The sequence below is a fragment of the Nocardioides ungokensis genome (genome assembly GCF_013466985.1).
Classification (GTDB): Bacteria; Actinomycetota; Actinomycetes; order Propionibacteriales; family Nocardioidaceae; genus Nocardioides; species Nocardioides ungokensis.
The window spans coordinates 4,035,854-4,057,651 of record NZ_CP059164.1 but is presented as its reverse complement, the minus strand read 5'-3'; the positions used below and the strand labels follow the sequence as shown (position 1 = coordinate 4,057,651).

At 72.2% G+C, this 21,798-nt stretch carries 23 protein-coding genes and 3 pseudogenes; 11 read left to right on the top strand and 15 right to left on the bottom strand.

The annotated features are described in order from the left end of the window. Nucleotides 1-32: 32 nt before the first annotated feature. Nucleotides 33-1,925, bottom strand: coding sequence for a translational GTPase TypA (gene typA, locus H0S67_RS20065; protein WP_180934469.1), 1,893 nt, complete (start codon nucleotides 1,923-1,925; stop codon nucleotides 33-35). 123 nt (nucleotides 1,926-2,048) lie between these two features. Between typA and H0S67_RS20060 the strand changes: the two genes are divergently transcribed. From H0S67_RS20060 to H0S67_RS20050, 3 genes are read left to right on the top strand one after another with little or no spacing between them, the layout of a single operon-like run. Next, on the top strand, nucleotides 2,049-2,519 hold the full coding sequence (locus H0S67_RS20060; RefSeq protein ID WP_180934468.1) for a PPOX class F420-dependent oxidoreductase: 471 nt from the start codon (nucleotides 2,049-2,051) through the stop codon (nucleotides 2,517-2,519). Further along, nucleotides 2,516-2,971, top strand: a complete 456-nt coding sequence (locus H0S67_RS20055) for an Imm63 family immunity protein (RefSeq protein WP_180934467.1) — start codon at nucleotides 2,516-2,518, stop codon at nucleotides 2,969-2,971. Before H0S67_RS20060 ends, H0S67_RS20055 begins: the two co-directional genes overlap by 4 nt. Before the next feature lie 47 nt (nucleotides 2,972-3,018). Continuing rightward, nucleotides 3,019-4,347, top strand: coding sequence for a protealysin inhibitor emfourin (locus H0S67_RS20050; RefSeq protein WP_180934466.1), 1,329 nt, complete (start codon nucleotides 3,019-3,021; stop codon nucleotides 4,345-4,347). Nucleotides 4,348-4,431: 84 nt separating this feature from the next. Here the strand turns inward: H0S67_RS20050 and H0S67_RS20045 are convergent, their stop codons facing one another. Together H0S67_RS20045 and H0S67_RS20040 are read right to left on the bottom strand one after the other, a co-directional pair. Further along, nucleotides 4,432-5,121 carry an aspartate/glutamate racemase family protein gene (locus tag H0S67_RS20045; protein WP_180934465.1) on the bottom strand — a complete coding sequence of 230 codons (690 nt, stop codon included), beginning with the start codon at nucleotides 5,119-5,121 and terminating at the stop codon, nucleotides 4,432-4,434. 167 nt (nucleotides 5,122-5,288) lie between these two features. Continuing rightward, nucleotides 5,289-6,035 carry an SDR family oxidoreductase gene (locus tag H0S67_RS20040; RefSeq protein WP_180934464.1) on the bottom strand — a complete coding sequence of 249 codons (747 nt, stop codon included), beginning with the start codon at nucleotides 6,033-6,035 and terminating at the stop codon, nucleotides 5,289-5,291. 104 nt (nucleotides 6,036-6,139) lie between these two features. On the opposite strand from H0S67_RS20040, the gene H0S67_RS20035 reads away from it, so the two are divergent. The 3 genes from H0S67_RS20035 (at nucleotide 6,140) to H0S67_RS20025 (ending at nucleotide 8,429) form a co-directional block, all read left to right on the top strand. Next, nucleotides 6,140-6,577 carry a hypothetical protein gene (locus tag H0S67_RS20035; protein WP_180934463.1) on the top strand — a complete coding sequence of 146 codons (438 nt, stop codon included), beginning with the start codon at nucleotides 6,140-6,142 and terminating at the stop codon, nucleotides 6,575-6,577. Nucleotides 6,578-6,693: 116 nt separating this feature from the next. Next, entirely contained in the window at nucleotides 6,694-7,929 is a 1,236-nt protein-coding gene (gene mshA, locus H0S67_RS20030) for a D-inositol-3-phosphate glycosyltransferase (protein ID WP_180934462.1), read from the top strand. Then, the gene (locus tag H0S67_RS20025; RefSeq protein ID WP_180934461.1) at nucleotides 7,926-8,429 is read left to right on the top strand and encodes a type III secretion system chaperone family protein; all 504 of its coding nucleotides are present in this window, start codon (nucleotides 7,926-7,928) and stop codon (nucleotides 8,427-8,429) included. Before mshA ends, H0S67_RS20025 begins: the two co-directional genes overlap by 4 nt. 162 nt (nucleotides 8,430-8,591) lie before the next feature. Here the strand turns inward: H0S67_RS20025 and H0S67_RS20020 are convergent. The 6 genes and pseudogenes from H0S67_RS20020 to H0S67_RS20000 form a co-directional block, all read right to left on the bottom strand. Then, nucleotides 8,592-8,875: pseudogene (locus H0S67_RS20020) on the bottom strand (DUF1304 domain-containing protein). 88 nt (nucleotides 8,876-8,963) lie between these two features. Continuing rightward, nucleotides 8,964-9,203, bottom strand: coding sequence for an EamA family transporter (locus tag H0S67_RS28605; RefSeq protein WP_246354910.1), 240 nt, complete (start codon nucleotides 9,201-9,203; stop codon nucleotides 8,964-8,966). Continuing rightward, nucleotides 9,149-9,904 carry a DMT family transporter gene (locus H0S67_RS20015; protein WP_246354909.1) on the bottom strand — a complete coding sequence of 252 codons (756 nt, stop codon included), beginning with the start codon at nucleotides 9,902-9,904 and terminating at the stop codon, nucleotides 9,149-9,151. Before H0S67_RS20015 ends, H0S67_RS28605 begins: the two co-directional genes overlap by 55 nt. A gap of 187 nt (nucleotides 9,905-10,091) precedes the next feature. Next, on the bottom strand, nucleotides 10,092-11,618 hold the full coding sequence (locus H0S67_RS20010; protein ID WP_180934460.1) for a S8 family peptidase: 1,527 nt from the start codon (nucleotides 11,616-11,618) through the stop codon (nucleotides 10,092-10,094). Nucleotides 11,619-11,782: 164 nt separating this feature from the next. After that, a complete protein-coding gene (locus H0S67_RS20005; protein ID WP_180934459.1) occupies nucleotides 11,783-12,463 on the bottom strand; it encodes a response regulator transcription factor in 681 nt (226 codons plus the stop codon). Further along, complete coding sequence (locus H0S67_RS20000; RefSeq protein ID WP_180934458.1) at nucleotides 12,460-13,635, bottom strand: sensor histidine kinase; 1,176 nt, start codon at nucleotides 13,633-13,635, stop codon at nucleotides 12,460-12,462. The genes H0S67_RS20005 and H0S67_RS20000 overlap by 4 nt, the downstream gene beginning before the upstream one ends. A gap of 121 nt (nucleotides 13,636-13,756) precedes the next feature. Between H0S67_RS20000 and phoU the strand changes: the two genes are divergently transcribed. Beyond that, on the top strand, nucleotides 13,757-14,413 hold the full coding sequence (phoU, locus tag H0S67_RS19995; RefSeq protein ID WP_180934457.1) for a phosphate signaling complex protein PhoU: 657 nt from the start codon (nucleotides 13,757-13,759) through the stop codon (nucleotides 14,411-14,413). A gap of 106 nt (nucleotides 14,414-14,519) precedes the next feature. Here the strand turns inward: phoU and H0S67_RS19990 are convergent, their stop codons facing one another. The 4 genes from H0S67_RS19990 to H0S67_RS19975 all read right to left on the bottom strand — a co-directional run bounded on the left by H0S67_RS19990 (nucleotide 14,520) and on the right by H0S67_RS19975 (nucleotide 16,830). Then, the gene (locus tag H0S67_RS19990) at nucleotides 14,520-15,263 is read right to left on the bottom strand and encodes a phosphoglyceromutase (protein ID WP_180934456.1); all 744 of its coding nucleotides are present in this window, start codon (nucleotides 15,261-15,263) and stop codon (nucleotides 14,520-14,522) included. A 2-nt stretch (nucleotides 15,264-15,265) separates the two neighbouring features. Then, entirely contained in the window at nucleotides 15,266-15,871 is a 606-nt protein-coding gene (locus tag H0S67_RS19985; RefSeq protein WP_180934455.1) for a hypothetical protein, read from the bottom strand. Nucleotides 15,872-16,012: 141 nt separating this feature from the next. Continuing rightward, on the bottom strand, nucleotides 16,013-16,228 hold the full coding sequence (locus H0S67_RS19980) for a hypothetical protein (protein ID WP_180934454.1): 216 nt from the start codon (nucleotides 16,226-16,228) through the stop codon (nucleotides 16,013-16,015). Beyond that, entirely contained in the window at nucleotides 16,225-16,830 is a 606-nt protein-coding gene (locus tag H0S67_RS19975; protein WP_180934453.1) for a UbiA prenyltransferase family protein, read from the bottom strand. Before H0S67_RS19975 ends, H0S67_RS19980 begins: the two co-directional genes overlap by 4 nt. A gap of 201 nt (nucleotides 16,831-17,031) precedes the next feature. Here H0S67_RS19975 and H0S67_RS19970 point away from each other — a divergent pair, with 201 nt between their 5' ends. Both H0S67_RS19970 and H0S67_RS19965 read left to right on the top strand, forming a co-directional pair. After that, a complete protein-coding gene (locus H0S67_RS19970) occupies nucleotides 17,032-17,517 on the top strand; it encodes a CarD family transcriptional regulator (protein WP_180934452.1) in 486 nt (161 codons plus the stop codon). An 80-nt stretch (nucleotides 17,518-17,597) separates the two neighbouring features. After that, nucleotides 17,598-18,173, top strand: coding sequence for a 2-C-methyl-D-erythritol 4-phosphate cytidylyltransferase (locus H0S67_RS19965; RefSeq protein WP_180934451.1), 576 nt, complete (start codon nucleotides 17,598-17,600; stop codon nucleotides 18,171-18,173). A gap of 73 nt (nucleotides 18,174-18,246) precedes the next feature. On the opposite strand, the gene H0S67_RS26960 is transcribed toward H0S67_RS19965, so the two are convergent. Together H0S67_RS26960 and H0S67_RS26955 are read right to left on the bottom strand one after the other, a co-directional pair. Next, nucleotides 18,247-18,459: an IspD/TarI family cytidylyltransferase gene (locus tag H0S67_RS26960; protein WP_281368900.1), complete on the bottom strand. Its 213-nt coding sequence runs from the start codon at nucleotides 18,457-18,459 to the stop codon at nucleotides 18,247-18,249. 101 nt (nucleotides 18,460-18,560) lie between these two features. Further along, nucleotides 18,561-18,920, bottom strand: a pseudogene (locus H0S67_RS26955) (IspD/TarI family cytidylyltransferase); the annotation flags it as partial. A gap of 173 nt (nucleotides 18,921-19,093) precedes the next feature. On the opposite strand from H0S67_RS26955, the gene H0S67_RS19955 reads away from it, so the two are divergent. Together H0S67_RS19955 and H0S67_RS27595 are read left to right on the top strand one after the other, a co-directional pair. Then, on the top strand, nucleotides 19,094-20,527 hold the full coding sequence (locus tag H0S67_RS19955) for an MFS transporter (protein ID WP_180934450.1): 1,434 nt from the start codon (nucleotides 19,094-19,096) through the stop codon (nucleotides 20,525-20,527). A gap of 1 nt (nucleotide 20,528) precedes the next feature. Further along, nucleotides 20,529-21,761, top strand: a pseudogene (locus H0S67_RS27595) (molybdopterin oxidoreductase family protein); the annotation flags it as partial. Nucleotides 21,762-21,798: the final 37 nt, after the last annotated feature.

Sequence of the window (21,798 nt, the reverse complement as noted above, 5' to 3'; positions counted from 1 at the left end):
GAGTGCGTCAAGCAGCGCCGACTCGGCGGGGACTACTTGGACTTGCGGGCGCGCGCGGCGATCTTGGCGCGGTCGTTGTGGTCCAGGATCACCTTGCGGATGCGGACCGACTCCGGGGTGACCTCGACGCACTCGTCGTCGCGGCAGAACTCCAGGCACTGCTCGAGCGACAGCTTCTTCGGCGGGATCAGCTTCTCGAAGTTGTCCGACGTCGCCGAGCGGATGTTGGTCTGCTGCTTCTCCTTGGTGATGTTGACGTCCATGTCGTCGGCACGGGAGTTCTCGCCGACGATCATGCCCTCGTAGACCTCGGTGGTGGGCTCCACGAACATCACGCCGCGCTCCTGCAGCGAGGTCATGGCGTACGCCGTCGCCGCACCCTTGCGGTCGGCGACCAGCGAGCCGTTGTTGCGGCTGCGGATCTCGCCGGCCCACGGCTCGTAGCCCTCGGAGATGTGGTGGGCGATGCCGGTGCCGCGGGTGTCGGTGAGGAACTCGGTGCGGAAGCCGATCAGGCCACGCGCCGGGACCAGGAACTCCATGCGAACCCAGCCGGTGCCGTGGTTGGTCATCTGCTCCATGCGGCCCTTGCGGACGGCCAGCAGCTCGGTGATCGCGCCGAGGTACTCCTCGGGCGCGTCGATGGTGAGGCGCTCGACGGGCTCGTGGACCTTGCCGTCGACCTCCTTGGTGACCACCTGCGGCTTGCCCACGGTCAGCTCGAAGCCCTCGCGGCGCATCTGCTCGACCAGGATCGCCAGCGCCAGCTCGCCGCGGCCCTGCACCTCCCAGGCGTCGGGGCGCTCGGTCGGGAGGATGCGCAGCGACACGTTGCCGATCAGCTCGGAGTCGAGGCGGTCCTTGACCAGGCGCGCGGTGACCTTGGAGCCCTTGACCCGGCCGACCAGCGGCGAGGTGTTGGTGCCGATGGTCATCGAGATCGCCGGCTCGTCGACGTGGATGAGCGGCAGCGCGACCGGGTTCTCCGGGTCGGCCAGGGTCTCGCCGATGGTGATGTCGGGGATGCCCGCGATCGCGACGATGTCGCCGGGGCCGGCGGACTCGCCGGGCTTGCGCTCGAGGCCCTCGGTGACGAGGAGCTCGGTGACCCGGACGTTCTTCACGTCGCCGTTGCGCCGCATCCAGGCCACGGTCTGGCCCTTCTTCAGGTTGCCCTGGTGGATGCGGAGCAGCGCGAGGCGGCCCAGGAACGGCGAGGAGTCGAGGTTGGTGACGTGGGCCTGCAGCGGCGCGCCCTCGTCGTACGTCGGCGCCGGGATGGTCTCGAGGATCGTCTTGAACAGCGGCTCGAGGTCGGGGGACTCCGGGAGCTCGCCGTTCTCGGGCTGCTCGAGGCTGGCCATGCCGGCGCGGCCGGAGGCGTAGACGACCGGGAAGTCGAGCGCGTCCTGGCTGTGGTGCTCGTCGAGCAGGTCCATGAACAGCTCGTAGGTCTCGTCGACGACCTCGGCGATCCGGGCGTCGCCGCGGTCGGTCTTGTTGACCACGAGGATCACCGGCATGTCGGCGTTGAGTGCCTTGCGCAGCACGAAGCGGGTCTGGGGGAGCGGGCCCTCGGACGCGTCGACCAGCAGCACGATGCCGTCGACCATGGACAGGCCGCGCTCGACCTCGCCACCGAAGTCGGCGTGGCCGGGGGTGTCGATGATGTTGATCGTCATCGGCTTGCCGTCGGCGGCCGGGCCGGCGTAGTGGACCGCGGTGTTCTTCGCGAGGATCGTGATCCCCTTCTCGCGCTCCAGGTCACCGGAGTCCATGACGCGCTCGGCCACGCTCTCGGCCTGGTGGGCGGTGAACGCGCCGGCCTGTCGGAGCATGGCGTCGACCAGCGTGGTCTTGCCGTGGTCGACGTGGGCGACGATCGCGACGTTGCGCAGGTCGTTGCGGAGTGTGGATCCAGTCATGGAGGTACGGCGTCGCTTTCGGTGGCGTGTGGGGTTGCGGCCCACGAAGGGCCCCGAGGAGTCTACGGCGAGCCGTCGTCCCGGCCCGCATCGTCGTGTGGGCCCGCTGTCTAGGGTGGGCGCATGGTCACGATCGCCACCACCGACCGGGTCGACCGCGACGGACTGCTGGAGTTCGTCCGCCCCCGGCACCAGATGACGCTGATGACGACCCGGCGCGACGGGCGGCCCCAGATGTCCCCGGTCACCGGGGGCGTCGACGCCGACGGCCGGATCGTCATCTCGACCTACCCCCAGCGGGCGAAGGCGGCCAACCTCCGCCGTGACGCCCGGGCCACGGTCCTGGTCCACTCGGACGAGTGGAACGGCGCCTACGTGCAGGTCGACGGCACCGCCGAGGTCCTGGACATGCCGAGCCAGGAGGCCGAGGACGCCTTGGTGGAGTACTTCCGCTGCATCTCGGGCGAGCACCCCGACTGGGACGACTACCGCCAGGCGATGCGCCGGCAGGGCAAGTCGCTGATCCGGATCACCCCGGAGTCGTGGGGTCCGATCGCGACGGGCGGCTTCCCGCCAGACCGCGCCCCGGCGTGAGCCCCCTCGACGACCTGCATCACCCTGGTGGACCGGCGAACCCCGAGGAGGCGGAGGTCGCCCGTCAGGTCGCCGGGTTGGCAGACCGGGTCGAGCAGCTGAGCGGCCGCCGGCCGTCGTACGTCCCCGACACCGAGAACCGCGACGCCGGCTGCACGTTCTACCGCTACCGCGACGGCACCTACTCCTACGAGGCCTTCGAGCGCGGGCGCGAGAGCTTCGGCCGGCGCACCCCCTCGCGCCACGAGCTGCTGGGCTGGATCGCGTCGGACCTGGCCCGCGACGTGGCCACCCGCCACGAGCTCGAGCACCGGGTCGAGGGTCAGGACTCGCGGCGGGCGTGGTTCGCCATGTGGGAGGAGCTGACCGCGGCCCTCGACCCCGAGTGGGGCGCACGGGTGCGGCAGCACGTCGCGGAGACGCTGGCCCGGGCGCCGTACCGCGACGCCTGAGCGCCCGACCCCTTGCGGGTGTCGGTGCCGTCGTCTTTTCTGGACCCATGACCTCTCTCGGGACCTGCCGGTTCGTGCCTCCCTACCTGCTCGAGGCGGTCGCCGCCGGGCAGGGCGAGATCGCCGACCAGTGCCGGGCGACGCTCGCGGTCGACGAGCGGATGCGCACCGCGCGCCTCGCTCCCCGCACGCCGCCGACCGCCCTGGTCACGCCGGCCGGCCCCGCCTGGACCGTGCACACGGCCCACAACGGCTCGATGCTGCCCGGCACCCCGGTGCGCTCGGCCGGTGAGCCGGAGTCGGGTGACCCCGCGGTGGACGAGGCGGCGGCCGGGATCGCCGGCTCGCTGGCGCTCTTCGCGGAGGTCTACGGCCGCTCGTCGTACGACGACCGGGGCGCGCCCGTGAGCCTGAGCGTGCACTACGAGCGCAACTACGACAACGCCTTCTGGGACGGCACGCAGCTGGTCTTCGGGGACGGCGACGGCAAGGTCTTCGGCCGGTTCACCCGGCCGGTCGACGTGCTCGGCCACGAGTTCACGCACGCGGTGACCGAGCACACCGCCGCGCTGGAGTACTCCGGCCAGTCCGGTGCGCTGAACGAGTCGGTCTCCGACGTCTTCGCGTCCTGCCTCAAGCAGCGGCTGCTCGGCCAGACGGCGCTCGAGGCCGACTGGCTGATCGGGGCGGGCATCTTCGTGCCCGGCATCAAGGCCCGGGCCCTGCGCGACATGGCCGCGCCGGGTACGGCGTACGACGACCCCGCGATCGGCAAGGACCCGCAGGTCGGGCAGATGTCGGACTACGTCGAGACCACCGACGACAACGGCGGGGTGCACCTCAACTCCGGCATCCCCAACCGCGCCTTCCAGCTCGCCGCGACCGCGATCGGCGGCAGCTCGTGGGAGGGCGCCGGCGCGATCTGGTACGCCGCGCTCACCGGCGGGCAGGTCGCCGCCCGCACCGACTTCGCGGGGTTCGCGGCCGCGACCGTGGCCGCTGCGGGCGCCCACGCGGACGCCGTCGGGCAGGCGTGGGAGCAGGTGGGGGTCACTCCGGGCGCCGGCGGCACCGCAGCGGGCGCTCCCACGACCGGCACCGGGTCGGCCGGCACGCGCGTGGCGGTGCGGCGCACCGGCGGCTTCGCGGGGCTCACCGCCTCGGGCGAGGTCGACCTCGCGGCCGACGATCCCCGCGGCGGTGAGCTGCGCGAGCTGGTCGACCGGATCGACCTGGCCGCGGTGCCGGGCGGGCCGCCCCAGCCGGACCGCTACGTCTACGCCTTCGACCTCGGCGGCCGCCGAGCCGAGGTGCCCGAGCAGCACCTCACCGACGACCTGCGCCGGCTGGCGGAGCTGCTGCTGGAGAACGGGTAGTCCGTCGGGTAGTCCCCGCCGGTTGGCACCCCTCGGTCGGTCGCCAGGGGTGCGAAACGGAGGGGACTATCGCCCCACCGGTGCTCAGGCCAGGGCGCGGTCGAGGGCTGCCTCGACGTGCAGGGTGGTGCACGGGAAGACCGGGAGCTCGACGTCGGCCTGCGTGATCAGCAGCTCCAGCTCGGTGCAGCCGAGCAGTACGCCGCCGGCCCCGGCGTCCCAGAGCTCCTCGATGATCTCGACCACGCGGCGGCGGGTGCGCGGGAGCACGTGCCCGTGCACCAGCTCCTCGTAGATCGCGGAGTTGAGCCACTCGTGGTGCTGCTGGTCCGGGACGAGCGCGGTCACCCCGTGGGTGGCGAGACGGTCGGTGAAGAAGCTGTCCTCCATGGCCACCTTGGTGCCGATGAAGCCCACCGTGGTCACGCCCTGCTCGACGCAGGCGCGGGCCACGACGTCGGCGAGGTGGATCAGCGGGATCCCCACCTCTGCCGCCACCTGGTCGGCGACCTTGTGGAACGTGGTGGTGCAGAGCAGCAGGAAGTCGGCGCCGGCGCGGTCGACGCCGCGGGCTGCCTCGGCGAGCAGCTCGCCGATCTGCTGCCAGCGCTCCTCGTCCTCGAGGTCGGTGACCTCGGCGAAGTCCACGGTGCTCAGCACCAGCTTCGGCGAGGAGAGCCCGCCCAGTCGCTGCTGCACGCCGAGGTTGAGGTCGCGGTAGTAGACCGCGCTGCTCTCCCAGCTCATGCCGCCGATGAGTCCGATCGTCTGCACGACGGCAGTCTGGCACGAGCGGCGTCGTACGGCGCTGGGGCGGCCCAGTGGCTGGACCTCGCGGCCGCTGCGGGCGTCCGGGGTTGTCGGCCACCTCTGTTGCTTGTCAGCCGTTGCACTGGCCGACAAGCACAGGAGTCACCGGCCAGCCGGGGAGTCCTGCACGCTCAGGCCTGGCGGTGCACCTTGTGCTGCGCGGCCTGCGCGCGCGGGCGGATGACCATCTCGTCGACGTTGAAGTGCGACGGCAGGCCGGCGATCCAGCGGACCGCCTCGGCGACGTCCTCGGCCACGAGCGGGTCGGGGACCCCGGCGTACACCGCGTCGGCCTTGGCCTGGTCGCCACCGAAGCGGACCACGGCGAACTCGTCGGTGCGCACCATGCCCGGCGCGATCTCGGAGATCCGGATCGGCTCCCCGCACAGCTCGAGGCGCAGCGTCTCGGTGACGACCTGGGTGCCGTGCTTGGCGGCGGTGTAGCCGCCACCACCCTCGTAGGCGATCCGACCCGCCGTCGACCCCATGTTCACGACCAGGCCGTCGCCGCCGGCCCGCAGGGCGGGCAGGAGTGCCTGGGTGACGCGGAGGAGGCCGAGCACGTTCACCTCGTACATCGCGCGCCACTGGTCGGGGTCGGCCGACTCGACCGGGTCGGAGCCGAACGCGCCGCCCGCGTTGTTGACCAGCACGTGGAGGGTGTCGCCGACCTCGCGGGCCAGCCCCGCGACCGACTCCCCGTCGGTGACGTCACAGGCGACCGCGCGACCGCCGATCTCCTCGGCGAGCGCCTCGATCCGGTCGCGGCGCCGGGCGGCGCACACCACGTGGAAACCGTCCGCGGCGAGGGCCCGCGCGGTCGCGGCCCCGATCCCGCTGCTGGCTCCGGTGACGACGGCGATGCGCGAGGTGCTCATGGGTCGATTGTGCCGGAGCGGCCGAATCCGCCCGTGGTGGGGCCGGGCCGGCAATGGCAGACTGGCCTGTTGATCGACTCGCTCGTCCCCCGGAGTTGGAGTACATGGATCCGTACACGCTCGCCCGCCTCGCCGGACTCGTCGGCGGCCTCTGCTGGGTCGCCCGCTTCGTGGCGGGTGGTGGGGGCGCGGTCGGCGGCGGTCTCTACTACCTCGGCGCGCTGCTGGTGGCCGTGGCCCTTGTCGCGGCCGGTGCCGGGCTGGTGAGCACCAGCGCGACCTGGCTTCGCGCGATCGTGGGCGTGGCCTTCCCGCTGCTGGTCTGGTCGGTCCTCGAGGTTCTGCACCAGAACGGCAACGCCACCACGATCGACGGGGTGGTCGGCCTGGTCGTCGCGGTCGTCGCCGCGACGCAGCTCGTGCGGTCGAAGCCCCCGAAGCCCCCGAAGCCGCCGACGTCCTCGCGGTCCGCGAAGCCTCGCGGTGGCGAGCGCCGCGCCGGCCGCTCGACCGGCCGCTCGACTGGGTCGCACGCGCGCTGAGCGGGCCGTCGTACGACGGGTCCGGGGCCCCGGGGAATCCCTGAGGCCCCTACGCGGTTCTTGTTGGTTGGACTGTCGACGGAAGGGACCACGTGGATCGCATCAGGCGCCTGGCGATGATCAGCCTGCACACCTCCCCGCTCGACCAGCCCGGAGCCGGGGACGCCGGCGGCATGAACGTCTACGTGATCGAACTCTCGCGGCGGCTCGCCCAGCAGGGCATCGAGGTCGACATCTTCACCCGCGCCACGAGCTCCGCGCTGGAGCCGATCGTGCCGGCGGCCGACGGGGTGTCGGTGCGCCACATCCACGCCGGCCCCTTCGAGGGGCTCACCAAGGGCGAGCTGCCGGGCCAGCTGTGCGTCTTCGCCCGCGAGGTGCTGCGGGCCGAGGCGGCGCACCCGGTCGGCCACTACGACGCGGTGCACTCCCACTACTGGCTGTCGGGGCAGGTGGGCGCCCTGGCCCGCGACCGCTGGGGCGTGCCGCTCGTGCACACCATGCACACGATGGCCAAGGTCAAGAACGACGCCCTCGCGCTCGGCGACACCCCCGAGCCCGCCGCCCGGATCATCGGTGAGGAGCAGGTCGTCGAGGCCGCCGACATGCTCATCGCGAACACCGACATCGAGGCCAAGCAGCTGATCAACCTGTACGACGCCGAGGCCGGCCGCGTCGAGGTGGTCCACCCGGGTGTCGACCTGTCGGTGTTCCGGCCGCTGGACCGGGTCGCCGCCCGCACCGCCCTGGGCCTGCCGCAGGACGCGCACGTGCTGCTCTTCGCCGGCCGGATCCAGCCGCTCAAGGCCCCCGACGTGCTGCTCCGCGCGGTCGCCGAGCTGCTCGCCCAGACGCCGTCGCTGCGGTCCCGGCTCGTCGTGCCGATCGTGGGCGGACCCTCCGGGAGCGGCCTCGAGCACCCCGAGTCGCTGGCCCAGCTGGCCACCGAGCTCGGGCTCGACGACGTGGTGCGCTTCGTGCCGCCGGTCGCCCAGGCCGACCTCGCCCGGTGGTGCGCGGCGGCGACCCTGGTCGCCGTGCCGTCCTACAACGAGTCGTTCGGCCTGGTCGCCGCGGAGGCGCAGGCCACCGGGACCCCCGTCCTCGCCGCCGCGGTCGGCGGGCTCACCACGGTCGTGCGCGACGGGCACAGCGGGCTCCTGATCGAGGGGCACGAGCCGCGCGACTGGGCGGCCGCGCTGCGTCGCGTGATCGAGGACGAGGCCCTCCACGCGCGTCTCTCCCGGGGCGCGCTGGAGCAGGCCCGCCACTTCGCGTGGGAGCGGACCGCCGAGCGCACCCTGGAGGTCTACGAGAAGGCGTGGTCGTTCATGCGAGAGTCGGTCTCATGAGCGACCCCGCCGGCACGATCCGCGACTACCTCGCCGCCAACGAGATCGAGTTCACCGAGCCCTCGTCCGGGCTCTTCTCCTTCTCGCTGCCGGGGGAGAAGAAGCTCCAGACGGCCGTCCGGCTCGACGTCGGCGAGCACGCCCTCGGGGTGCACGCCTTCGTGTGCCGCCGGCCCGACGAGAACCACGAGCGCGTCTACCGCTGGCTGCTCGAGCGCAACCTCAAGATGTACGCCGTCGCCTTCGCCGTCGACCGGCTCGGCGACATCTACCTCGACGCGCGGCTCCCGCTCTCGTCGGTGGATGCCGCGGAGCTGGACCGGCTGCTCGGCTCGGTGCTGTCCAACGCCGACGAGTCCTTCAACGCCATCCTCGAGCTCGGCTTCGCCTCCTCGATCCGCAAGGAGTGGGAGTGGCGCAAGCTGCGCGGGGAGTCGACGAGGAACCTCGAGGCGTTCCGCGGCTGGCTGGAGTCCGGCGAGGAGCCCGCGGTCGGCTGACCCCTGGGTCGGGCGGTGGGTCAGCCACCGAATGGTCGGCGGCGGGAACGGTGGCCAGCCCACCGCTGGGAGGTGGGCTCGGGGTCGGGCGGTGGCTCAGCCACCGATTGGTCGGCGGGGACGGTGGCCAGCCCACCGCTGGGGCGGGGGCCGGGGCGAGCGTCAGGCGCTGAGCAGCACCGCGACGAGCGCGAGCGCCGCCGGGACGGCCTGCACCAGCAGGATCCGGCGGTTTACCGTGGCAGCGCCGTAGACCCCGGCGACGACCACGCACGCCAGGAAGAACACCTCCACGTCGGTGTGCCCCGCGACGAGCCCCACAGCAGCCCCGCGGCCAGGAAGCCGTTGTAGAGGCCCTGGTTGGCGGCCAGGGTCCGGCTCGCCTCGGCGAACGCCGGGTCCAGCCCGAAGGTGCGCCGCCCGGTGGGGGTGGTCCACAGGAACATCTCCAGGACCAGGAAGTACAGGTGCAGCGCGGCCACGAGGGCGACCAGCACGCCGGCGACGATGTCCACCGGCACAGCATGGCAGCCCCTAGGCGGTCTGTGCGGGCTCCTGTGCGACGGTCCTGGGCTTGCGCCGGGCCACCGCGACGCCGACCAGCGCGAGCGCGCCCCCGGCGTACGCCATCGTGGGCGGCGCCTCGCCCAGGAAGACCAGACCCATCACGATGGTCAGCGGAGGCACGAGGTAGGTCGTCACGCCCAGGCTGCTGGCGCTCATGTGGGTGAGCGCGAAGGCGTACGTCGTGAACGCGATCGCCGTGGGGAACACCCCCAGTAGACCACCCACGCGATCGACGAGGCGGGCGCGTCGGCGGTCTCGCGGACCAGGTCGCCGGCGAACGGCAGGCACGCCAGGGCGCCGACCGTGCACGCGAGCCAGGTGACGTGGACGGCCTGGACCCGCGCCATCAGCGGCTTCTGCAGGATCACGCTCACCGAGTAGACCACCGCGCTCAGGACGCAGAGCAGCACGCCGAGGACGTCGTGGTTGCTGCCGGGCGAGGTCGAGAGTCCGATCAGCGCGACGCCGCCGAACGCCAGCGCCAGGCCGATCCCCAGGAAGACCGTGAACCGCTCGGACAGGAACAGGGCCGCCAGCAGGGCGATCAGCACGGGCGACACCTGGATCAGCATCGCGGCGGTGCCGGCGTCGACGCGGCGCTCACCCTCGTTGAGGGCGACGTTGTAGACCCCGAACCACAGCACCCCGATGACCACGATCGAGAGCAGGTCGCGGCGGCTCGGCCGGGGCACGCCGCGGCTCAGGGCGACCACGGCGAGGCAGGCGGCGCCGACGAGCAGCCGCCCCAGCGAGAGGGCGCCCGGCGAGAAGTCGTCGCCCAGGTAGCGGATCGCCACGAACGCCGAGGACCACAGCAGCAGGGTGACGGCCACCGCGGCGACCGGCAGCCAGGCCCGCGTGGCCGAGGCGGGGGGCCGGGTGGGCGCGGGGCTCGTCGTACTCGTCACCGGCCCAGCCTAGGGAGCCCCACCGACACCCGACACGCGGATATCGGACGCCGCACCACGATCCGCCGCCATTGTTCGCGCTGGACAGGTGCCGCCACGGCGCTGCCCGCGCCGCCCGGGGGATCCGGGCGACGCGGGCAGCGGTGGAGCATCCGGGCGAACCCGGCGAGGTTGCGGGTGGAGCGTCTCAGCGCACGGCGTCGAGGGCGTCGACGACGCCGTCACCGAAGTAGCTGTTCTCCTCCGCCGTTCCGACGCAGGGAGCGCCGGCCGTGGTGGCACTGCAGGGCTTGTCATCGGCCTGTGCGCGCAACTCGGCCAGCATCCGTGCCGGACCCCACGACGGGTGCGCCGACTTCATCAGCGCGAGCACGCCGGTGACGTGCGGGGTGGCCATCGACGTACCGCTCTTCAAGCCGTACCCGTTGTCCTTCACGATCGTCGACAGGATCCGCGAGCCGGGCGCCGCGACGTCGATGACTCCGAGGCCGCGGTTGGAGAACCCGGACAGCCGACTGTCCATCGAGTCGGCCGGGAAGCGCTCCAGCGAGGCGACCGTCACCACCCCGTCGAGCTCGGTGGGGATGTCGTTGCACCCGGCGTTGACGGTCCGGTTGATCGGCGTGCTGTCGTCGGGGCTGGTCGTGTCGGTGGTCTTGTGCGCGAGGTCATCGTGCTCGTTGCCGGCGGCCGCGGCGGAGAGGACGCCCTGGTCGATCGACCAGGCGACCGCCCGGCGCACGGACTCCTTCGCGGCGGCCTGGTCGGGCTGGTCGTCGCAGTAGTAGCGGAACGGGTCGACGTAGTAGCTGTTGTTGGTGACGTCCATGTGGTGAGTCCCGGCCCAGATGAACCCGCACACGGCGTACTCGGGGTAGATGAACCCGGCGTCGTTGACCACCTTGACCGAGGCGAGTCGCACCTTCGGGGCGACGCCCACGATGCCGACGCCGTTGCGGGCGGCGGCGATGGTGCCGGCCACGTGGGTGCCGTGGTCACTGGTGGTGGGGTACCAGCCGGTGGCGGAGGTGTCGGGTCGTCCCGCGTCGGTGCAGTTCACCGAGTCGGCGGTGTCGATGTTGTCCGCCAGGTCCGGGTGGTCGGGGTCGATGCCGCTGTCCAGCACGCCGACGAGCACGTTGCGGTTGCCGTCGGTGATCGCGTGTGCCTGGTCGGCCTTGATCATCTGCATGTCCCACTGCTCGGCCTCGCGCGGGTCGGCGGTGGTGGCGGCGGTCGGCTCGGAGCCGACGTCACCGTTGACGTCCTTCTTCGCGCCGCGCTTGTAGTCCGACGCGCCGCGGCCCCAGGGAGCGTTGGCCTCCTCGGGGGTGCCCTCGGAGACGGGGACCGTGCGCGTGGCCCCGACGGAGTCGAGGGCGTTGCCGGCGCTGGCGGCGACGTCCTCGCGGAACGTCGACACCTCCGAGTGCGCCACGACGACGCCGATCTGCGGCCAGCTCTGGACGACGACGCCGCCGGCCTCGGCCACGGCGCGCTCGACCAGGCGGGTCTGACCGGGGTTGGCGGTCTTGGCGTTGAGCAGGTAGCTGGAGACGACGCCGTCCGGTGTGGCGATCGGCACCGGGGTGGACGCGGGCGTGACGTCGGTGGGTGTGGCCGTCGCGCCGGGTCCGGTCAGCGACACGAGGGCGCAGGCGAGCAGCCCTGCGGTCGCACTGGTGAGAGCGGCGGGTCGCCGCGTGAAGATCATCGTGATCCCTCCCGAGAGATGAAGAACGGCGTCGGATCGGACGCCGGGCTCATCCTGCACACGGAAGGGGCTGCGTGACCAGAGTTGCGCGAAAGTACTTTTCGAGACTGCCGTGACTGGTGGGACATCGTGCGGGCGGTGAGTCCTGCAAGCAGGACGCCGCCCTACAGGTCGAGCTTGTAACCCAGCCCCCGCACGGTCACGAGGTACTTCGGCTCGCCCGGGTCCGGCTCGAGCTTGGCGCGCAGCCGCTTCACGTGGACGTCGAGGGTCTTGGTGTCGCCCACGTAGTCCGACCCCCACACCCGGTCGATGAGCTGGCCGCGGGTGAGCACCCGACCGGGGTTGCGCAGGAACATCTCGAGCAGCTCGAACTCCTTGAGCGGCAGCCGCTGCTCCTGCCCGTCCACGGTCACCACGTGCCGCTCGACGTCCATCCGGACCGGACCGGCCTCCAGGGTGGCCGGCTCGAGGTCGGCGTCCCCGACACCGCGCCGCAGGACCGCACGGATCCGGGCCACCAGCTCACGGGGGGAGTAGGGCTTGGTGACGTAGTCGTCGGCGCCGAGCTCCAGCCCGACCACCTTGTCGACCTCGTCGTCCTTGGCGCTCACCATGATCACCGGGACGCTGGAGGTCTGCCGGATCTGCCGGCACACCTCCGTGCCGGGGATGCCGGGCAGCATCAGGTCGAGCAGCACGATGTCCGCGCCGTTGCGGTCGAACTCCGTGAGGGCGTCGTTGCCGTCGGCGGCGATGGCGACCTCGAAACCCTCCTTGCGCAGCATGTACGCGAGAGCCTCGCTGTAGCTCTCTTCGTCCTCGACGACGAGTACGCGGGTCACCGGCCTGCCTCCTGGTCTCTGCCCTGCTGGTTGGCTTGCTCGTGGGGCTGGGAAGTCTCGGGGATGCGCGGGAGGGACAGGGTGAACGTAGACCCCTGGCCCTCCACGGACCACACCCTGACGTCGCCTCCGTGTGTCGCGGCGACGTGCTTGACGATGGACAGGCCGAGGCCGGTGCCGCCGGTGGACCGGTGGCGGGCCGGGTCGACCCGGTAGAAGCGCTCGAAGATCCGGTCGATCTCGCGCTCCGGGATGCCGATGCCTTGGTCGACCACGGAGACCTCGACGTTGCCGTTGTCGGCCTTCGTGGTCACCAGCACGGTGGAGTCACAGCCGGAGTACGACACGGCGTTCGCGACCAGGTTGGCCACCGCGGCGGTGACCTGCTCGGGGTTGCCGAGGATCTCGAGACCGGCGGTGCCGCCGGTGACGATCGAGATGCGCTTGGAGTCGGCGTCGATCGCGGAGGTGTCCACGGCCACGGCGATCACGTCGTCGACCGAGACCGGCATCGGGGCCTCGAGCGGGTCGTCGCCCTGGAGCCGGGACAGCTCGATCACCTGCTGCACCAGCCGCGAGAGCCGGTCGCTCTCGAGGAGCATCCGGCCCGCGAAGCGCTTGACGGCCTCGGGGTCCTCGGCGGCGTCGTGCACGGCCTCGGCGAGCAGCCGGATGGCGCCCACGGGGGTCTTGAGCTCGTGGCTGACGTTGGCCACGAAGTCGCGGCGTACGGCCTCGACCCGGCGCTCGCGGGTGCGGTCCTCGACCAGCGCGAGGACCAGGCGGGAGCCGAGCGGCGCGACGCGGGCGGTGACGTGGCGCGACGGCATGCCGCTGCGCGACATCTGGATCTCGATCTCGCGGATCTGGCCGTCGCGGCGGACCTGACGCACCAGGTCGGCGAGGTCGTCGGAGGCGAGCGCGGTGCCGCGCACCAGGCCGAGGGCGTACGCCGGGGCGGAGGCCTTGAGCACCACGTCGTTGTCGTCGACCACCACGGCGCTGGAGCGCAGCACCGAGAGGACCGTCGCGACGCCCGGGGGCACGACGGGCTCCTCGATGGGAGTCGTCTGGCGCTGCTGCCGGTCGCTGACGTGCCACGCGAGCACGGCTCCACCGGCGACGATCGCCCCGATCAGCGCAGCGAGGAATGCCTGCGTCGTCGGATCCACGGCCACAAGAGTACGCAGGCATTCACCTGCTGTTGACGCACCGACCACGGGCTTCGAAACGTTCACCCCGCGTTCATGCTGCGGCCCCGGCCTGTCACCCGGCGCACCTAGGCTCCCCCGCATGCGAGAGGCCTTTCATGAACAGCTCGACTCCGTCTTCGACGACCTCAGCGGCATCGCCGGCAGGGTCGAGGACGCCGTCCGCCAGGCCACCTCGGCGCTGCTGACCGGCGACGCCGAGATCGCCGAGCGGGTGATCAGTGGCGACGTCGAGATCGACCGGGCGCGCGAGCGGGTGGAGGACAAGGCGTTCTCCCTGCTGTCGCTGCAGCAGCCGGTGGCCGGCGACCTGCGCACCATCGTCGCCGCGCTGCGGATGGTCAGCGAGCTCGAGCGGATGGGCGACCTGTCGGTGCACGTCGCGAAGATCGCGCGGCTGCGGACGCCGTACGTCGCCGTCCCTGAGGAGGTGCGCCCCACCATGTCGCGGATGGCGGAGGTCGCCGAGGACATGGTCGCCCAGCTGCTGCAGATCATCACCGCGCGTGACGTCGAGGCCGCGATCAAGCTCGGCCGCGACGACGAGGAGATGGACCAGCTGCGGCGCACGTCCTTCACCGAGCTGCTCTCCGACGAGTGGAGCCACGGGGTCGAGGCGGCCGTCGACGTGGCCCTGCTCGGTCGCTACTACGAGCGGATCGCCGACCACGCCGTCTCGGTGGCCAACCGGGTGGTCTTCGTGGTCACCGGGCAGAACCCGCGCGCCGTCGACGTCTGAGGACCCGCGGATCTCGACACGCCCGTCGCGACCTCGTCCCTCGGTCGCGGGGCTCGCTCGATCTCGCAGAGCCCACGGGGCGAGCTCCTTCCTGGCTCGCTCCTGCTCAGCGACCCTGGTTGGCCACGGCTGCGGCGGCTGCGGCGGCGGCCTCGGGGTCGAGGTACTCGCCGCCGGTCACGGTCGGGCGCAGCTGCTCGTCGAGGCGGTAGACCAGCGGCATCCCGGTGGGGATGTTCAGGCCCGCGATGTCCTCGTCGCTGATCTGGTCGAGGTGCTTGACGATCGCGCGCAGGCTGTTGCCGTGCGCGGCGACCAGGACGGTGTGCCCGGCCCGCAGGTCGGGGACGATGCCCGACTCCCACCAGGGCAGCATCCGGGCGATGACGTCCTTGAGGCACTCGGTGCGGGGCATCTCGTCGCCGAGGTCGGCGTAGCGCGGGTCGCCCACCTGGGAGAACTCGCTGTCGTCCTCCAGCGGGGGCGGCGGCACGTCGAAGCTGCGGCGCCAGAGCATGAACTGCTCCTCGCCGTACTGCTCGAGCGTCTGCTTCTTGTCCTTGCCCTGCAGCGCGCCGTAGTGGCGCTCGTTGAGCCGCCATGAGCGGCGCACCGGGATCCAGTGCCGGTCGGCGGCGTCGAGCGCGAGGGCCGCGGTGTTGATGGCCCGGCGCTGGAGCGAGGTGTGCACCACGTCGGGCAGCAGCCCGGCCTCGCGCAGCTGCTCGCCGCCGCGGACCGCCTCGGCCTCGCCCTTCTCGCTCAGGGCGACGTCGACCCAGCCGGTGAAGAGGTTCTTGGCGTTCCACTCGCTCTCGCCGTGGCGGAGCAGGACGAGCGTGTGGGTCATGGTCACTCCGAGGCAGAGGCGGACGGGGACTCCGAGGGCGACTCCGACGCGCTGCCCGAGGGCGACGCCGAGGAGCTGTCCGACGGGGACTCCGACGGGGTGGCGGTGCTGCTCGAGATGTCGAGGCCCGCGTAGTCGCCGGAGTCGGTGACGACCGGGACGCTGAGGTCGGCCCGCTCGCCGTTGCCGAACGTGATGGTCATGTCGACCAGGTCGCCGGCCTTGAAGGTGCCGGAGACGGGGACGCCGCCGGCGGTGGCGAGGTTGACCAGCCCGCCCGGGTCGAGGCTGATCGGCTTGAAGTTCGCGACCTGCAGGCTGCTGCCGTTGCCACCGGTGATCGTGTCGACGGTGGCCTTCTTCGTGTGGTCGTTGTTGGAGAAGGTGGCGATGAAGGTGCCGGAGTCGTCCTGCGCCGAGACGATGACGGCGCCGAGGACGTCGACGGAGGCGTCGCGGTTGTTCACGCCTGCCGCCGGGGTGTAGACCCGGTCGGTCGCGTAGTTGAAGCCGCACGACGTGAGCAGCGGGCTGGCGAGGACGAGCCCGCCCAGGGCGACCGCCACGGAACGGCGGAGCGTGCGGCTGGGGTTGCGTCGCAGGTGCATCTTCAAGGCCTTCGCAGGTCGTCGGCGAGCCGTCTGTCGGCGGCGCCGGTACGCGGTGTGCGGTGCACGGTTCGGGCACAGCCTAGCGGTCCCGTACGGCGCCGCTGGGGGTGGTCGGCGGCCGCCCGTCGGGAGCCGGTCCTACTGGGAGAGGCCGACGAGGTCGCCGGTGACCAGGAGGCCGGCCACCACCAGGGCCGTCCACGCCAGCGAGATGATCAGGAGCCTCGTCGCCCCGGTCCGCAGCGCCACCCGCAGGGGCAGGCTGCGCCAGCCGTCCTCGTGGTCGGCGACCAGCCCGGGCAGCGCCCGCAGGAAGTGGGCGCCGACGCCGAGGAGCGCCGCCAGCACCGTCATGGAGATCTCGGGCGGGCTGCCCGAGGCGCTGCCGTCCCAGCCCCGTAGGAGAGGAAGGCCGGGTACAGCGCGAAGGACACCGCCCAGGGCAGCCACGAGAGCAGCCCGCGTCGGAGCAGCACGTTGCCCAGCAGGCCGACGACCAGGGAGATCAGGTAGGCGCTGCCGGCCGTGACGCCGTTCGACACGGAGAGAGGTACGACGAGCAGCAGGCCGCAGACCAGGGCGAACCACGCCGTACCGGCGTCGAGCAGGCCGCCGGCGATCGGCTTGCCGTCCGGGTCGTGGCGCTGGTCGCGCTCCCGGTCGACGAGGTCGTTGTGCCAGCCGAGGACGGCCTGACCGACCAGCACGGTGGCCAGCACCAGCCCGATCTCGCGCAGCGGCCGCCCCGCGAGGGCCGCGGCGACGGAGACCCCGACGGCGGTCAGCAGCGCCTGGCGGGGGTGGGCGGTGCGGAGCAGGAGCACGGGCCACGAGGAGGTCACCCGCGAGCGTCCGGGCGCGCGGCGCTGTGGCTGTGCGGCCGGCGGCGTGGGGGTCTCGGCGGGGGTGTCCTCCGCCCCGGACCTCTCCGCGCGCGCCCGCTTGATGATGGCCATGCCCGGCAGTATCGACCACCGGACCTCACCGTGTCGGCATTGGACCGGCGCGGGGTGGGTGTCCTGGACGGGCCCGGAGCCCGCCCACCACAGGAACAGCGTTTCTGTCAAGCCCGCATTGTGGCTCTGACCTGCACAAACGCCGAAGGAGCTCCTTCGAACCCGTGTTAGACTAGTCACCTAGGAAGGGGTACCTGACACATGACTTTCACCGTCGGCGAAACGGTCGTCTATCCAAATCACGGGGCCGCAGTCATCGAGGACATCGAGATGCGGAAGATCAAGGGAGAGGACCGGCAGTACCTCGTTCTGCGGATCGTCGCCCAGCAGGACCTGGTCGTGCGAGTTCCGGCCTGCAACCTCGATCTGGTCGGGGTTCGTGACGTTGTCGACAAGGAGGGTCTCGACCGTGTGTTCGACGTCCTCCGTGCCGCGCACGTCGAGGAGCCGACCAACTGGTCGCGCCGCTACAAGGCCAATCTCGAGAAGCTGCACAGCGGCGACGTCATGAAGGTGGCGGAGGTCGTCCGCGACCTGTGGCGCCGCGAGCGTGACCGCGGCCTCTCTGCCGGCGAGAAGCGGATGCTGGCCAAGGCGCGCCAGATCCTCGTCTCCGAGCTGGCGCTGGCCGAGCACACGAACGAGGACAAGGCCGAAGCGATCCTCGACGAGGTCCTCGCTTCCTGAAGCCTCACCGACGAGTCCCCGGGTGAACCACCCGGGGACTCGTCGCATTTGTGGGGTGGACGTCATACGTTGTGTGCCCTATGACGCACGATTCGTATGACGTTCCGGACCTGGATCCGATCCCCGCGCTCGGGTCGGTGGTGGAGCAGGGGCGCGGCTCCCTCCCGTTCGCGCTCATCCACGGCGAGGCCCTGGTGACCTGCGCCGCCTGGGCGCTGGGCGATGCGGGCGTGACGCCGGCCGACCTCGGCACCGAGTGGCCCGGCCTGGTCGAGTCGGGCGAGCCCTTCGTCCTGCACGACTCCCTGTGCCCGATGGTGCCGGCGTCGTTCATCGCCGCCTGCGTGGCCGACGCGGTGGAGCGCGACGTCGTCGTGGTCGGCGTGCGCCCGGTCACCGACACGGTGAAGTCAGTGTCCGGCGACCGGGTGGGGGAGACCATCGACCGGACCGCGCTGGTCTCGGTCGCCTCCCCGATCGTGCTGCCGCCCTCGGTCGTGGCCGCCCTGGACCGGCTGCCCACGCTGGACTTCGCCGCCCTGGTGGCGGCGCTGCGTGAGCTGTTCCCGGTCGAGCTGGTCGCGGCCCCTCCCTCGGGCCGCCGGGTCGCCTCGGAGGACGACGTACGGCTGCTGGAGGCGCTGACCGCGCGGTAGTCCGTGACGCTTCGGTTGTGGAAACGGCGTTCTCCACAGCAGAAACGTCACGGACTACCCCAGAGGTTGCCGCTCAGTCGGTGAGCCGGGCCGCGAGCTCGACGTCCTCGGGGAAGGTGATCTTCAGGTTCAGCGGGGTGCTCGGCACGGCGGCGACGGGCAGGTGGGCGTACCGCTCGAGGCAGGACGCGGTGTCGGTCCCCTCGAAGGCGTCTGCCTCGGCGCGCCGGTAGGCCGCGAGCAGGTCGGCGGCCCGGAAGGCCTGCGGGGTCTGCACGCCGGCCATCGCGCCGGGCACCGCCGGGCGTCGGTCGTCAGCAGCGAGCCCAGCGCGACGACGGGGATCGCCCCGCCGTGCTCGCGGGCGGCGGCGATCGTCTCCTCGAACAGTGCGACCGCCGCCAGCGGCCGGGCCCCGTCGTGGACGGCCACCACGTCCACATCGCCCGCCTCGATGTCCGGAGCGAGCACGCGCAGCGCGTTCCACTCCGAGGCGTGCCGGCTGGCCCCGCCGGCGACGACCAGGACCTCCCGGTCGCCGAGCTCGGGGGCGACCGCTTCCGCCAACGCCTCCTCCTCACCCGGCCGCACCACCAGCACCACCCGGCGCACGTCGGCCACGGCCAGCGCCGTTCGCACCGACCACGCCACCACGGGGGCGTCCCCCAGGGGCAGCAGGACCTTGTTGACCTCGGCCCCCACCCGGCTCCCGGAGCCGGCGGCGAGGATCACGACGGCGGCGGGCATGCCGGGAGTGTATGCAGCCGGGCGGTCGCCGAGGCCGGCCGGTGAGCCGTGAGGACGTGAGGTCCGTGAGGCCGTGAGGACAAGCTGACGTCGGCGAGACCGCGTGACGGCGGTGGCGAAACCTCGGCTCCCGAGAGTGGTCCCGACGCAGACCACACCCCACAGGAGCACTCATGTCCGTGACCGACTCCCCGGCCGCCACCGCCGGGCACCGCACCGGCCGCTGGATCGACGACTGGCGGCCCGAGGACCCCGAGTTCTGGGAGGCGGGAGGCAGGCAGGTCGCCCGCCGCAACCTGACCTGGTCGATCCTCGCCGAACACCTCGGCTTCTCGGTCTGGCTCTTCTGGAGCGTCAGTGCCGCGATGCTGGCCAAGATGGGGTTCGACTTCTCCGTCTCCCAGCTGTTCCTCCTCGTGGCGGTCCCGAACCTCGTCGGCTCCCTGCTCCGGCTGCCCTACACCTTCGCGGTCCCGCGGTTCGGCGGCCGGAACTGGACGGTCGTGAGCGCGCTGCTGCTGCTCGTGCCCACGCTGCTCTTCGCGGTCGCCGTGCAGCACCCGAGCACGCCGTACTGGGCGTTCGTGCTGATCTCCGCCACCGCCGGCGTGGGCGGCGGCAACTTCGCCTCCTCGATGGCCAACATCAACTTCTTCTTCCCCGCCAAGCGCAAGGGGCTGGCGCTCGGGCTCAACGCGGCCGGCGGCAACATCGGCGTCGCCGTGCTCCAGCTCGGCCTGCCGATCGTGGTCGGCGGCGCGGGCCTCTTCGGGCTGGTCACCGCGAGCACCGGCGGGATCCACCTGGAGCGGGCGGGCTACCTGTACGCCGGGCTCGCCGTCGTGGCCGCCGTCATGGCGTTCTTCCTCATGGACAACCTGTCCTCGGCCCGCTCCAACGCCCGTGACGTGGCAGCGGTCGTGAAGCACCGGCACACCTGGGTGATGGCGCTGCTCTACATCGGCACCTTCGGCTCGTTCATCGGCTACTCCGCCGCGCTGCCGCTGCTGATCAAGCTCGAGTTCTACGTGCCCACCCCGCTGCCCGCCGGCACCGGCATCAACTTCGCCTACTACGCCTTCCTCGGCGCCCTGGTCGGCTCGGTCACGCGGCCCCTCGGCGGCTGGCTCGCCGACAGGTACGGCGGCGCCCGGGTCACCCTGGTCACCTTCGGCGCGATGATCCTCGGCACCCTCGGCGTGCTCGCCACGCTCGCGCAGCTCACCCCGAACCCCACCCAGGACCCGACGATCGCCACCCACAACACCGGGATGTTCCCGTGGTTCCTGGTGGCCTTCCTGTTCGTCTTCGCGGCGACCGGGATCGGAAACGGCTCGACGTTCCGGATGATCCCGGTGATCTGGAAGCACGACACCCGGCAGGCCTCGGGGGTCATCGGCATCGCCTCCGCGGTCGGCGCGGTCGGCGGGTTCCTGATCCCGCTCGCGTTCGGTGCCCCGTGGATCGACGACCCGGTCCAGGCGGTCCGGACCTCGCTGGTCGCCTTCACGCTCTTCTACGTGCTCTGCCTGGCCGTCACCTGGGCGGTCTACGTCCGCAGGGCGTCGGTGGCCCGCGTCGCCGGACTCGCCGAGGCCCGGATCTGAGATGACCGAGACCCACTGCCCCTACTGCTCGCTGCAGTGCGGCATGCGGCTGGTTTCGAGACGGGCCCCGGGGGGCCCTCCTCAACCAACGCAGTCCGCCCCGGGGGTCCCGCAGGTGCAGGCCTGGGAGGAGTTCCCGGTCAACCAGGGCGCGCTGTGCCGCAAGGGCTGGAACGCCGCCGGCCTGGTCGGGCACCGCGAGCGCCTCACGACCCCGCTGCTGCGCGACCGGGCCACCGGCGAGCTGCGGCCCGCGTCGTGGGACGAGGCGCTCGACCTGGTCGCGGACCGGCTCACCGCCCTGCGGGCCGAGCGGGGACCCGACTCGGTGGCGGTCTTCGGCGGCGGCGGGCTGACCAACGAGAAGGCCTACCAGCTCGGCAAGTTCGCCCGGGTCGCGCTGGGCACCAGCCAGATCGACTACAACGGCCGCTGGTGCATGTCCTCCGCGGCGACCGCCGGCACGCGGGCGTTCGGGGTCGACCGGGGGCTGCCGTTCCCGCTGGCCGACCTCGAGCAGACCGACGTGGTCGTCCTGGTGGGCTCCAACCTCGCCGAGACGATGCCGCCGGCGGCTCGCCACCTCGACGCGCTCCGCGAGCGCGGCGGCACGGTCGTGGTGGTCGACCCGCGTCGCACCCCGACCGCCGACCGCGCGGACCTGCTGCTCCAGCCGGTCCCCGGCACCGACCTCGCCCTCGCGCTGGGCGTGCTGCACCTGCTGGTCGCGGGCGGCCACGTCGACGAGGAGTTCGTCGCAGCCCGCACCACCGGCTTCGACGGCGTACGACGCTCCGTGGCCGGGTGGTGGCCCGAGCGGGTCGAGCGCGTCACGGGGGTGGCCGTCGACGAGTTGCGCGAGCTGGTGCGGGTGCTCGCGGGCGCGCCGCGGGCGATGGTCCTGACCGCCCGCGGGGCCGAGCAGCACAGCCAGGGCACCGACACGGTCCTGGCCTGGATCAACGTGGCCCTCGCGCTCGGCCAGTGCGGGCGGGCGTACGGCGGCTACGGCTGCCTCACCGGCCAGGGCAACGGGCAGGGCGGCCGCGAGCACGGGCAGAAGGCCGACCAGCTGCCCGGCTACCGGATGATCGACGACCCCGTCGCGCGCGAGCACGTCGCCGGGGTGTGGGGCGTGCCGACGGAGTCCCTGCCGGGCAAGGGCCGCTCGGCGTACGAGCTCCTCGAGGCGCTCGGCACCGACACCGGCCCGCGCGCGCTGCTGGTCTTCGGCAGCAACGTCGTCGTCTCGGCGCCGAACGCCACCCACG